Source organism: Parendozoicomonas haliclonae (genome assembly GCF_900174585.1).
GTDB classification, from domain to species: Bacteria; Pseudomonadota; Gammaproteobacteria; order Pseudomonadales; family Endozoicomonadaceae; genus Sansalvadorimonas; species Sansalvadorimonas haliclonae.
The window spans coordinates 145,882-158,432 of sequence record NZ_FWPT01000002.1 but is presented as its reverse complement, the minus strand read 5'-3'; the positions used below and the strand labels follow the sequence as shown (position 1 = coordinate 158,432).

Below are 12,551 nucleotides of genomic sequence, written 5' to 3'. Positions count from 1 at the left end.
TTATGGTTTCTGCTCCAGAAAAAGATCAAGCAATAAATAATGACTCCGGTACCTGGAAAACAACAGCCTGTATGTTGTGTTCCATTAACTGCGGAATTCAGGTACTCGAAAAAGATGGCGAGTTCCTGAAAATACGTGGGGACAAGAACCATGGCACTTCGGAAGGCTATCTCTGCCAGAAAGCCGGTCGGCTTAATCATTACCAGAATCACAACGGACGCTTAACCCAACCGTTAAAAAAACAGCCTGATGGCTCGTTCTCACTGATTGCCTGGGAGCAGGCTATTTCAGAGATTGCCGCCAGGCTCAAATCCATAAAACAGGAACATGGAGGCCATGCCATTGCCTATTACGGCGGTGGTGGTCAGGGCAATCATCTTGGTGGAGCCTATAGTTCAGCCTTCCGTGAAGCCTTGGGCATTGAATATGTCTACACTGCGCTGGCTCAGGAGAAGACAGGTGATTTCTGGGTAAATGGCAAACTCTATGGACGACAGAGCTGCTTTGTCTCAGAAGATATGCACACGGCAGACTATTCACTGGTGCTGGGTGCCAATCCCTGGATTGCTCATGGTATGCCTCAGGCCCGTAAAGTCCTGCAGGACATAAAGAAAGACGACAAGCGTACGCTGGTTGTCGTTGATCCCCGGGTTTCGGAAACCGCGAAAATGGCGGATATCCATCTGCAGGTTAAACCCGGTCGGGATGCCTATCTGTTGTCAGCCATGATCGCCATTATGATTCGTGATGGACTGGTGGATCAGAACTTTATTGATCAGCACACTACTGACTATCAACAGGTTCAGTCGGTATTCTCTGCCATTGATATTGGCGCCTACTGTGAATATGCCGGTATCAGTGAATCTCTGGCCAAACAGGTGGCTCATGGTTTTGCCACCGCCAAAACCGCCTGCGTAAGAGCCGATCTGGGTATTCAGCAAAGCCTGCACAGCACTCTGAACTCTTATCTGGAAAAGCTACTCTACCTGTTAACCGGTAACTTCAACCGAGAAGGTGGAAACTATCTCGCCCCACTGTTTGCACCTTTGATTGCTCATTCTCCGGACCCTGACGACGGTGGTATGGTAACTCGGGTTACTGGTGCTCGGGCTATTGCCAAGATATTCCCACCCAATGTTCTGCCACGGGAAATTAATACTGATCACCCCGAGCGAGTCAGAGCTGTGTGGGTGGACAGTGGTAATCCGGCGATGACGGGAGCAGACAGCAAGGCTTATGTAGAAGCCTTTGAAAAGCTTGATCTGCTGGTGGCTGTCGATATTGCTGAAACAGAAACCACAGCATTGGCCGACTATATCCTTCCGGCACCCTCTCAGTTTGAGAAGATGGAAGCGTCTTTCTTTACCTACGGCAATGACTGGCAGGGTAAGCCCACGACCTTCTTCCATCTGCGCAAGGCGGTGTCTGAAGCCAAAGGCGATACGCTGACCGAGCCAGAAATCTATCGTCGTATGTGTGTGGCTTTGGGTGTGATTCCCGAACGTTTCCCGGTGATGGAAAAACTGGCTCGCTTTTATCTGAAGCATCCGGGCAGCCGAGCTTTTCCTCTGGCCATGGCCGTATATTTCAAAAGCAATCCAAAGATGATTCCTTATGCCTCAGCGATCATTTACAGCACGTTGGGGCGGGCATTGCCCAAAGGGCAGGAGACAGCAGCAATTGTCTGGGGTATCTGCCAATTCTTTGTTCAGCGCTGGGCTAAACAGGTTCAGGCAACAGGCTTGCAAGGCAAGGGGATGCAGCTGGGACATCAACTGTTTCAGCGTATACTCGCCACCGATACCGCTTCACCGCTGGGATCTTTTGATGCCAATGTCGATCCTTGGAAGCTGATGCGTCACAAGGACAAAAAGGTTCATCTGGCAATTCCGGAGTTGCTGGAACAGTTGCAGTCTTTAGCTGATGAAGCTTCTTCGTATAGGGATTCTACGGATAGTGAGTACCCATTTACTCTGATGGCTGGAGAACGTCGTTCCTGGAATGCCAACCAGATCTATCGCAATCCGGACTGGCGCAAAAAAGATATCGACGGTTCCATGCGTATGCATCCCGATGATGCCGAGGCATTCAAAGTACAAACTGGTGACAGTCTTTACTGCGAGTCAGCTCGGGCAAGGATTAAGGTGACGGTTGAAGTGGATAACACGGTGCAGCCGGGTATGGTGACGCTGCCCCATGGTTACGGTATGAAATATCGGGATGAAGGTGGAGCTTGGCAGCAAAATGGTCCGGCTATTAATCTGCTGACCGATGCTGACTATTGCGATGAGATTGCCAAAACACCGTTTCATAAAACAGTGCCGGTGAGGCTTTCCGTCGCTTGAGCGAAATGCTGAACAATAAAAATAATAAGACGTAGAACAACAATGACAATGGCATCAGCCCGACCGGTTTACACGGCGCTCTCTGAGGTTGTGAACCGTTTTTTTCAGGATCGTGGTGAGCACAGAACCGGCGACACCGCTTTGCACCGCAAGGTCTGGATTATTCTTGCCCTGCACAGCAGCAGTTATCTGTTGCTGCTGTTATTGCCACAGCCGCTCAATGTGCTGGTCTGGCTGTTTCATGGGCTGACCACCTGCCTGGTGGGTTTTAATATCATGCATGATGGTGGGCACGGCAGTCTGACCAGCAGCCAGAAGCTTAATCTTTGGGCTGCCAGAAGCTTCAACCTGATCGGCTCCCATGCCTATTACTGGTGGCAGAAACATAATCTCAGCCATCACTCCTATACCAATATCAGCGGGATTGATGAGGATATTGAATCCTTCGGGATGTTGCGCATGAGTCCCCATCAACCCCAGCGGTGGTTTCATCGGTTCCAGCATCTGTATGTCTGGCTGATGTACCCAACGGTGAGTCTGATCTGGTTTTTCTTTCTGGACTACAAAGCTTATTTCTCTGAGAAGATTGCGGAGCGGAATTACTCCCGGCCTTATAGCCGCAGTGAAAGCCTGTTGTTCTGGCTGAGTAAGGCGTCCTACATAGTGCTCTACCTGATTATCCCCATCTTGGTATTGGGCTGGCAGACGGCTCTGGTTGGTTTTCTGCTGATGCACGCCATTATGAGTACGGTGTTTACCGTGGTCTTTCAACTGGCCCATGTTGTGGATAAAGCGGAGTTTCCTGAATTAAACGAGATGGGACGTTTGCAGGATGAGTGGGCGGTACATCAGCTCAAAACGACCGTGGACTTTGCACCCGATAGCCGCTTCCTGACCTGGTGCCTGGGGGGCTTGAACTACCAGACCGAACATCATCTGTTTCCCCGCATCAGCCATGCCCACTACCCGGAGCTTTATGGACTGGTGCGAGAGAGGTGCGGGCAGTTAGGTATTGAGCATCGGGTTTACCCCACCTTCTGGCAGGCGTTGGTGGGGCACTATCGGCATCTTCGGACTATGGGGCAGCCCGTAAATTAACCCTTCTGTGGGCAGGCGTTCGGGTTTGTATCCTGAAACTGAGTGTCCAGCCAGTCCCCAACCTCAGCGGGGCTGTAACCCTTGCTGAGGTATTGGGTGAATCCGTTGCGAAATGACTGATAGAGAATCGTCAGACATTCGCAGCCACAGGACATAACCCGTCCCTTGGAGACACGCCACTCCAGCAGCGTCAATCTGACCAGATCGCCGGCCTGGGTAATCTTTTCGCTGTCTTCAGAATCCACATCAATCAGCCAGAGCTCTCCTGTCTCCCTGTTGTACAGTTGATTGCCGGGGTTCCTGTCGGCGAGAGGTGCATAGACAGGCTTTTCAAAGAAACTGTCGTTTTCCCTCTCTGTGGGTTGAGGGCCGTAGGCCAGAGCGGCAATAGCTTTACCAAAGGCGGTATGCCCTGCAACGAGTGTCTGATAGCTCTCACCCTGGAATGCGGAAAGTGATATTTGGTTATCCGCTGCGTCGTTGAGGAAGGCAAGCGTCAGGTCTTTAAGGTTGGGTTCCTTGATCAGGGGGAAGGATTGAATCTTGTAGATATCATTCCCGATATTGTAGAGCCCGATAATTTCAGGAAAAACGATGGATACCTGGTTTTGGCTTAAATACTCAAGATCGGTATCCATCAATCGTGCGACCAACTCGTTATCCTGTTTCATACGGTCGCAATTGGCGGCGGAGGCGATTTTTACAAACCATTGTTTGCCGCTGTTCTTATTGGTGGCGATAGCGGTTTTTAGATTATTGGCGCCGGCAGAAGCCTGGGATGCCGTCAGTACGAAAGCCTCAGGTGGGAACATGGCTTCCATTGCATCGGTATGGCTATCCCGGGCCCCCATCTTACTGGTGGAGCACAGTCCTGACCCATGCCCATAAGCCTGAAGGCTGAGTAACAGCAGCAATGCTGGTAAGAGTAAGCGCAGTGTGCTGAGCATGGGCACAATCCTTGTTCCGCAGGTATTCCTGTTTAATGATGGATCAAAATGCGGAAACAGCCTGTTTTCCTTCGATTCTCTTCTTGCTTTTGAATGGTGCCAGCCTTTTTGGATGATGCACTTGTTTGTGGCGGGTGGCTAAATCTGTTTGCTCTTATTCGGGGCGTTACTCTTTGTTTGTGGATTCATATCGGGCGGTTGCTTGTGCATTTAATTCGATAAGTTTCTGTTATTGAAAAGAAAAGTGAAGGGTTGGTGCAGCGTTTGCTTTTATTGGTTCATTGATGCGTTGAGTAATAAAGCAATAACAGGAGCCGGAATGAACCAATCAGAACACAATAAAAGGCAGCTCGTTGTTATTGGTAATGGCATGGTTGGGCATCGCTTTCTGGAAAACCTGATTGATGGCGGTGGGCTGGATAAATTTAATGTCGTTGTTTTTGGTGAAGAGCCTCGAGCGGCATACGATCGTGTTCATTTGAGTGAGTTCTTTAGCGGAAAGAGTGCCGATGACCTTTCAGTTGTTAAAGAAGGATTTTATCAACAGGCCGGTATTGAACTGGTTTTGAATCGTCGTATTCAACAAATCAACCGGGCTGAAAAAACTGTTATTGATACCGAGGGGAAAGTCACTCCCTACGATGAGTTGGTTTTGGCAACTGGCTCCTATCCCTTTGTTCCTCCTGTGCCCGGGCATGATCGCAAGAACTGTTTTGTTTATCGCACCATTGAAGATCTGGAAGCCCTTCAGGCCTGTGCCGCCCACTGCAAAGTCGGCACCGTTATTGGCGGCGGTCTGCTGGGGCTTGAGGCCGCCAAAGCCTTGAAGGATCTGGGGCTGGAAACCCATGTTGTTGAGTTTGCCCCTCGCCTGATGGCTGTTCAGGTAGATGATGGCGGTGGTCGCATGCTGCGCAGAAAGATCGAACAGCTGGGTGTCTCCATTCATACCAGTAAAAATACTCAACAGATAGTTGATGGTGAACAGGCAGTGCATCAGATGCAGTTTGCCGATGGTGAGCAACTTGAGACTGATCTGATTTTATTCTCTGCCGGTATTCGCCCTCGGGATGAGCTTGCCCGTGACTCTGATATTGAGATCGGAGAGCGAGGCGGCATTGTCATTGATAATCAGTGCCGTACTTCCGATCGCGCGATCTATGCCATAGGTGAGTGTGCTTTGTGGCAGGGAAAAATTTTTGGTCTGGTGGCTCCGGGTTACCAGATGGCGCAGGTAGTAGCGGATCAGCTAAACGAAACTGCACAGAACGAGTTTGCCGGCGCGGATATGAGCACCAAGCTAAAACTGATGGGCGTGGATGTGGCCAGTATCGGTGATGCCCACGGCCAGACAAAAGGCGCACTCAGTTATCAGTTTGTTGATGAAGAGAAAGAAGTCTACAAACGTCTTGTGGTATCCAAATCCCGTAAAAAACTGTTGGGCGCTGTGCTGATCGGTGATTCTGACGACTATGGATCACTGCTGCAGATGATGCTCAATGATATTCGCCTACCTGCTGAACCCGCCCAGCTCATCCTGCCCGCAACCAATGGTGAAGCGCCGAAAGGTCTTGGTGTGGCTGCCTTGCCGGAAACTGCCCAGATCTGTTCCTGTTTCAATGTCAGCAAGGGTGACCTTTGCCAGTCTGTCGCATCAGGCTGTCAGGACCTCGCTTCACTGAAAGCCGATACCAGTGCCGGAACCGGTTGTGGTGGCTGTTCCGCTCTGGTCAAACAGGTGCTGGACCACGAGCTGGAGCAGTTGGGTGTTGAGGTGAAAAAGGATATCTGCGAGCATTTTCCTCATTCACGACAGGAGTTGTATCACCTGATCCGCGTAGGCGAAATCAAAAGCTTTGCGGAAGCTTTGAACGCCCATGGAGGTGGACATGGCTGTGATATCTGCAAACCGACGATTGGCTCTATTCTGGCCTCAACCTGGAATGACTATGTGCTCGACCGGAACCATGCCCATCTGCAGGACACCAATGATTACTACCTGGGCAATATTCAGAAAGATGGCACCTACTCGGTTGTACCACGGGTACCCGGGGGTGAAATAACCCCGGATAAGCTGATTGTGATTGGAGAAGTCGCCCGGGATTTTAATCTCTACACCAAGGTGACCGGTGGTCAGCGGATTGATCTGTTTGGTGCCCGGGTTCACGAATTGCCGGATATCTGGAAGCGACTGGTGGATGCCGGTTTTGAAACCGGTCACGCCTACGGCAAGTCTATGCGTACCGTGAAATCCTGTGTTGGCAGTACCTGGTGCCGTTATGGTGTTCTCGACAGTGTCGGTATGGCCATTACCCTGGAAACCCGTTATCGCGGCGTGCGCGGACCTCACAAAATCAAGCTGGCGGTATCCGGCTGTACCCGTGAGTGTGCCGAGGCCCAGAGCAAAGACTTTGGTGTGATAGCCACCGAAAAAGGCTGGAACCTTTACGTTTGTGGTAATGGAGGTATGAAGCCTCGTCATGGTGATCTCTTCGCCACAGAGCTGAATGATGAAGAACTGATCCGTACCATTGATCGCACCATGATGTTCTATATCCGCACCGGTGACAGGCTGCAGCGTACGTCTGTCTGGATGGAAAATCTGGAAGGTGGCCTCGAGTATCTGCGGGAAGTGATTCTGGAAGACAGCCTCGGACTTTGTGAGCAGCTGGATGAAGATATGGCCCGCCTGATTGCCAACTATGAGTGTGAATGGAAACGCACTATCGAAGATCCCGAGCAACTCAAGCGCTTCCGCCACTTTGTGAACAGTGATGCAACGGACGACAACGTTGTTTTTGTTTCCGAGCGCAAGCAAATACGCCCGGCCCTGGATGAAGAGAAACAACAGTTAATCGCGATAGCTTGAGGGGAAAGAGATGGACACAGCAAAGAGCAAGTGGATCACGGTCTGTACCCAAGAGGACATGGTGCCCTATCTTGGTGTCTGTGCACTGGTTGGCAATGAGCAGGTCGCTGTTTTTCTGGTGGATGAGCAGTTCTATGCAATCAGTAATTATGATCCGTTCAGCCGCGCCAATGTGTTATCCCGCGGTTTGGTGGGTGATCTAAAGGGCGAGCTGGTGGTGGCATCGCCGATCTATAAACAGCACTTTTCACTGGCAACAGGTGCCTGCCTTGAAGATGACAGCATTCATCTGGCTGTGTATCCCGTACGTATGCAGGATGGACTGATACAAGTCTCTTCGGAATCCGTCGCTGAGAGCAAAGCAGCCTGATGTCTGTCAGGCAGAAGCTGATAGTCGTCGGTAATGGCATGGCTTCCGTACGTTTTCTGGAAACCTTGCTGGATCTTGCCCCGAATCGCTTTGACATCACCGTTCTGGGGGATGAACCCAGCCCCGGCTATAACCGGATTATGTTGTCACCTCTGTTGGCGGGGGAGATCAGTATTTCTGAGACTGTACTCAAGCCCAGACAGTGGTACCGGGATCACAAGGTCACGCTCAGTTTGGGCTCCGGCTCTCGGGTTACGGCCATCGATCGCAGTGGCAAGCTGTTAGCCACAGCCAATGGGCAGGTGTTGTCTTACGATCATCTGGTGCTGGCTCTTGGTTCACGGGCCAATATCCCGGATTTACCCGGCAGTGCGCTCAATGGTGTTATGGCCTTTCGTTCCCATGACGATGTTAATGCCATGCTGCAGGCTGCAAAACAGCACAAGAACGCTGTTGTGATTGGCGGTGGCCTGCTGGGGCTGGAGGCGGCCAGTGCACTGAGTCAGCAGGGAATGTCTGTCACTCTGGTGCATAACCGTCAGGTATTGATGAACCGTCAACTTGATAGCGTGGCCGGTGGTCTGTTGCAGCAAGAGCTGGAGCAACGGGGGATTACCTTTATCAAGCCTGCCCGTACGGTTGAGCTAAAAGGCTGTGAGGGGCAGGTTAAACAGGTTGTTCTGGACAGTGGCCAGAGTGTTCCTGCCGAGCTGGTGGTCTTTGCGACAGGCGTGCAGCCTAATAAAGAGCTTGCGGCACGGGCGGGTCTGTCATGTCAGCGTGGCATTCTGGTGGATCAGCATTTGCAGACCAGTGATGCGTCCATCACCGCCATTGGTGAGTGTGTGCAGTTTGGTGAGCAGACCTTCGGTATTGTTGAACCTGTTTATGAGCAGGCTCGTGTGGCCGCACATTGTCTGGCAGCCAAGCAGGCAGGAAAGAAAGTCGCTTTTGTTTCCCCGACCACACCTGTGCGTTTGAAAGTGACAGGTGTTCAGTTGTTTTCCAGCGGTGATTTTGAAGGGAGGCCAGATGATCGCATTCTCTCTCTCCATGATCCACATGCCAGTGTCTATCGTCGTCTAGTAATCAGAGAGCAGCGTATTGTCGGCATACTGCTTTATGGCGACACCTTGGATGGCAATTGGTATCAAAGCTTGCTGGAGCAGCAAGAAGATATTTCTGCACTGGGGCAGAACTTGTTGTTTGGCAGGCAGCTTACAGCAGCAGCCTAGCGCTGTTCTGATGCAATCTGGTTCCCATGCTCTGCGTGGGAACCTATATGCATTCCCACGGAGACCGTGGGAATGAGATGATGCCTGGTCCGTAAAGAGAAAAAGAAGTCAGCGGAAGCTTTTGATGACGGAATGCCCTCCACAATCGATTCAGACAACCTGTGCCTACTGTGGTGTGGGTTGTGGTGTTCGTGCTCCGGTTGCTAAAGAAGCTGAGCAGCTGATCGCGGTAGCCGGTGATGAAACCCATCCCGCCAACTATGGCCGACTCTGCTCCAAAGGCAGTGCGCTCGGGGAAACTTTGATTGATGAAGGGCGACTGCTCTATCCGCAAATCAATGGTTATCGATCCAGCTGGGACCAGGCTTTAGATGAGCTGGTTAAACGGCTGAAGCAAACTATCGAGGAGTATGGCCCTGAGTCTGTGGCTTTATATGGCTCCGGTCAGTTGCTAACCGAAGATTATTATGTCGCCAACAAACTGATGAAGGGCTTTATTGGCAGCGCCAATATCGATACCAACTCCCGGCTTTGTATGGCCTCGACGGTTGCCGGGCATAAGCGCGCCTTTGGTACCGATACGGTTCCGGGCTGCTATGAAGATCTGGAACTGGCGGATTGTTTGATACTGGTGGGATCTAACACAGCCTGGTGTCATCCGGTTCTGTTTCAACGGATTCGGGCTTCGCAGGAGCGTCGGGTAAAGCCTGCAAAAGTGGTGGTGATCGATCCACGCCGGACAGATAGCTGTGATATTGCCGATCTGTTTCTGCCGATCAGGCCGGGCACAGATTCGATTCTATTTAATGGTCTGCTGGTCTGGCTGGCTTTGCATGGCAAGGTTGATGACGCTTACCTTGAACAGTCTACCCAAGGCTTTGCTGATGCACTGGACAAAGCCTATGAAACCTCGCCGGATATCGGCACAGTGGCGGAGAAGTGTGGGTTAAGCGAAGTCGATGTGGAATGTTTTTACCGGATGTTCGCAGACCATGAAAAGACGGTTACGGCCTGGTCTCAGGGGGTGAATCAATCCAGTGCCGGTACTGATAAGGTCAATGCCATCATTAACTGCCATCTGGCTACGGGGCGAGTCGGGCTTCCGGGCAGCACACCTTTCTCTCTAACCGGTCAGCCGAATGCCATGGGCGGGCGGGAAGTGGGCGGTCTGGCCAATCAACTGGCGGCTCATCTTGAATTTCACCGACCCGATGATATCGAACGGGTCTCTCGCTTCTGGCAGGCACCGAATATGGTGCAGCAACCTGGTTTAACGGCGGTTGATCTGCTTCGGGCTGTGGAGTCCGGTGAGATCCGGTTTATCTGGATTATGGGAACCAACCCAGTGGTCAGTATGCCTGATGCCGACAGGGTAAAGGCTGCCCTGCAGATATGTCCAACGGTTGTCGTCTCTGACTGTATTGCCCCTACCGATACCGGGCAGTGTGCCGATATTCTGCTGCCCGCAGCGGGTTGGAGTGAGAAGGATGGTACGGTGACCAACTCCGAGCGACGTATCTCCCGCCAGCGTCGTTTTCGTCCGCCGACCGGCGAGGCTCGCGCTGACTGGGCAATCCTCTCTGAGGTTGGCAGGCGTCTGGGGCATGCCGAGGCGTTTGCTTATCAGTGTCCGGCAGATGTGTTCCGGGAACATGCCCGATTGTCCGCATTGGATAATGACCCGGAGGCAAGACCCAGAGATTTTCATATCGGTGGTCTGGCTGAGTTATCCGATCAGGAATATGACCAGCTGCAACCGGTGCAATGGCCGCTGCGTAGCAGGACTGATAACGGTACACAGAGAATGTTTGCTGATGGGAAGTTCTATACCCCTTCAGGCAAGGCGCAGTTTGTCCCCATTCAGGAGACGATATCAGCCCAGGCTACCGAGGCCTACCCATTATTGTTGAATACCGGCCGCATCCGCGACCAGTGGCACACTATGACCCGTACGGCACTGGCACCCCGTTTGAACCGCCATAAAGATGAACCGTTTCTTGAGTTAAACCCTGCCGATGCTGCCAGCCGGGGAATCAACGATAAGGCTTTGGTAACGGTACGCTCCTCCTATGGACAGTCCGTGCTCAGGGCTACGATCACCGATCAGGTGCAGCCAGGGCAGGTCTTTGCCCCCATGCACTGGACGGCTCAGAACAGCCAAACCGGTCGTATCTGCAGTGTTGCGCATCCCGAGGTTGACCCTTATTCCCTACAGCCGGATCTGAAACGCACACCAGTTCAGATAGAAGCCTTTCATGCCCGGCAGCATGCCGTTCTGATATGCCGTGATAAACGACCTTTGCCTGATACGGATTATGGCGTGCTGGTAAAAGGAACGGACTGCTATCGCTATGAACTGGCTGATACCGAAAACGGTTTAGACGGTTTGCGATCTGAATTGATGGCAGCGCTGGGGCCGCATATTGTGCAGTATCAGGATTCTGAGTTGGGTATTGAGAAAACCCTGTGGCTGGATGATGGCAAAGCAGTTGCCGTGCTGATGATTGGATCTGAATACCCGACTGAGGTCGATCGCTCCTGGCTGGAAACCCTGTTTGCTTCTGATGCCCCGGAACAGCCTAGCTGGTGGCAGGTTCTGGCCGGCGTACCAACATCAGGATGTGCCGGTGGAAAGCAGGTTTGCGCCTGCTTCGGTGTGGGGCAGGAAACGATTACTGCTGCTATCCGTGAGCAGGATCTGGAGAGTGTTGAGGATATTGGCAAAACACTCAAGGCCGGTACCAACTGTGGCTCCTGTATTCCTGAATTAAGGCAGCTACTGACTGCCATTCAGGTGGAAGAGGTTTAGTCGTTTTCGACGCTGTTATTAACCGGTTGCAGTACCTGATCGAGATGGCCTTTCAGGTCTCCTCGCTCTTTGCGATAGCGGGCTACCGCTTTGCTCACAGTCTTAGCATCGCTTTGGATGTAATTGTGAGGCGGCAGGGTAGAGCTTTGCCCCTGAGTGCACTCCCGCAGGAATAGGCCTCCGCCCAGACTATGGCCACCACCGGCCCATTCCCAGCCGCACATTTCGTTGCTGAGTAACCCTCGCCAGATAGTCTGGCAGCGTTCAGCCAGCTGTTTGATCTTCTCTGGATTTTTGTGATTCAGGTTGAGAATGATCTCATCCGGGCGGTGGTTCCATTGTGGAAACGGGGAAATATGGATGCTTTGAATAATAGGCATGGCGTGCATCAGTTCGGCAAACCCGGTACACATCATATGCTCCTGTAGAAATCTTGGCCGTTTGAAACAAATATGCAGCGTCGCCTCAAGAGGTATGCCGTTGTCACCATGCCGTTGAATAACGACACTGGTTCCCTTTAATGGAATACGGGGGACTTTAGCCAGGGCGAGTGGAGCTTCCTGTTCCATCTTTGGGCTTTTGAACATCACCTGTAGTCCGCGCAGCTGTTGCAGCTCCCGCAACCAGTTGCGGGCCTTGTAAGGTTCCATATTGTGACCCTGCCCCCATGACTGGCGGTGCAGGCGGAGAGCTTTCAGCCGGAGTTCCTCTTCCGTCGCGTCAGGTGTTCCACTATCGACTTTTACCGCCCAGGTCAGCAGTCGTTGAACACCGCTTTGGGTGCGTACAGGCACCTCTTGTATCTGTCTGGATGGTTGTGGGACAGAGGCCGTTGCTGTTGTAGTTGCTGTTTGCGGTGCCGGAAGTGTTTTTGGTTT

At 52.0% G+C, this 12,551-nt stretch carries 8 protein-coding genes; 6 read left to right on the top strand and 2 right to left on the bottom strand.

The window, feature by feature from the left end; translation table 11 throughout:
- Positions 1 to 2 precede the first annotated feature (2 nt).
- Positions 3 to 2,345, top strand: coding sequence for a molybdopterin-dependent oxidoreductase (locus EHSB41UT_RS04040; protein ID WP_087107172.1), 2,343 nt, complete (start codon positions 3 to 5; stop codon positions 2,343 to 2,345).
- A gap of 42 nt (positions 2,346 to 2,387) precedes the next feature.
- The gene (locus EHSB41UT_RS04035) at positions 2,388 to 3,443 is read left to right on the top strand and encodes a fatty acid desaturase family protein (protein WP_087107170.1); all 1,056 of its coding nucleotides are present in this window, start codon (positions 2,388 to 2,390) and stop codon (positions 3,441 to 3,443) included.
- Here EHSB41UT_RS04035 and EHSB41UT_RS04030 read toward each other — a convergent pair.
- Positions 3,440 to 4,390, bottom strand: coding sequence for a hypothetical protein (locus EHSB41UT_RS04030; RefSeq protein WP_087107168.1), 951 nt, complete (start codon positions 4,388 to 4,390; stop codon positions 3,440 to 3,442). The two genes, EHSB41UT_RS04035 and EHSB41UT_RS04030, sit on opposite strands and share 4 nt — an antisense overlap.
- A gap of 319 nt (positions 4,391 to 4,709) precedes the next feature.
- Between EHSB41UT_RS04030 and nirB the strand changes: the two genes are divergently transcribed.
- The 4 genes from nirB to EHSB41UT_RS04010 all read left to right on the top strand — a co-directional run bounded on the left by nirB (position 4,710) and on the right by EHSB41UT_RS04010 (position 11,673).
- Positions 4,710 to 7,259, top strand: coding sequence for a nitrite reductase large subunit NirB (gene nirB / locus EHSB41UT_RS04025; protein ID WP_087107166.1), 2,550 nt, complete (start codon positions 4,710 to 4,712; stop codon positions 7,257 to 7,259).
- Between the two features lie 10 nt (positions 7,260 to 7,269).
- On the top strand, positions 7,270 to 7,629 hold the full coding sequence (gene nirD / locus EHSB41UT_RS04020; protein ID WP_087107165.1) for a nitrite reductase small subunit NirD: 360 nt from the start codon (positions 7,270 to 7,272) through the stop codon (positions 7,627 to 7,629).
- On the top strand, positions 7,629 to 8,864 hold the full coding sequence (locus tag EHSB41UT_RS04015; protein ID WP_087107163.1) for an NAD(P)/FAD-dependent oxidoreductase: 1,236 nt from the start codon (positions 7,629 to 7,631) through the stop codon (positions 8,862 to 8,864). The genes nirD and EHSB41UT_RS04015 overlap by 1 nt, the downstream gene beginning before the upstream one ends.
- Positions 8,865 to 8,988: 124 nt before the next feature.
- Positions 8,989 to 11,673 (top strand): nitrate reductase, encoded by a 2,685-nt coding sequence (locus EHSB41UT_RS04010; RefSeq protein ID WP_087107161.1) that lies wholly within the window; start codon positions 8,989 to 8,991, stop codon positions 11,671 to 11,673.
- Here EHSB41UT_RS04010 and EHSB41UT_RS04005 read toward each other — a convergent pair.
- Positions 11,670 to 12,467, bottom strand: coding sequence for a hypothetical protein (locus EHSB41UT_RS04005; RefSeq protein ID WP_087107159.1), 798 nt, complete (start codon positions 12,465 to 12,467; stop codon positions 11,670 to 11,672). The genes EHSB41UT_RS04010 and EHSB41UT_RS04005 overlap by 4 nt on opposite strands.
- Positions 12,468 to 12,551: the final 84 nt, after the last annotated feature.

Coding starts and splice junctions, on each gene's coding strand:
- EHSB41UT_RS04035 (WP_087107170.1), top strand. CDS start 2,388: ATGACAATGGCATCAGCCCGACCGGTTTACACGGCGCTCTCTGAGGTT.
- EHSB41UT_RS04040 (WP_087107172.1), top strand. CDS start 3: ATGGTTTCTGCTCCAGAAAAAGATCAAGCAATAAATAATGACTCCGGT.
- EHSB41UT_RS04010 (WP_087107161.1), top strand. CDS start 8,989: ATGACGGAATGCCCTCCACAATCGATTCAGACAACCTGTGCCTACTGT.
- EHSB41UT_RS04030 (WP_087107168.1), bottom strand. CDS start 4,390: ATGCTCAGCACACTGCGCTTACTCTTACCAGCATTGCTGCTGTTACTC.
- EHSB41UT_RS04015 (WP_087107163.1), top strand. CDS start 7,629: ATGTCTGTCAGGCAGAAGCTGATAGTCGTCGGTAATGGCATGGCTTCC.
- nirD (WP_087107165.1), top strand. CDS start 7,270: ATGGACACAGCAAAGAGCAAGTGGATCACGGTCTGTACCCAAGAGGAC.
- nirB (WP_087107166.1), top strand. CDS start 4,710: ATGAACCAATCAGAACACAATAAAAGGCAGCTCGTTGTTATTGGTAAT.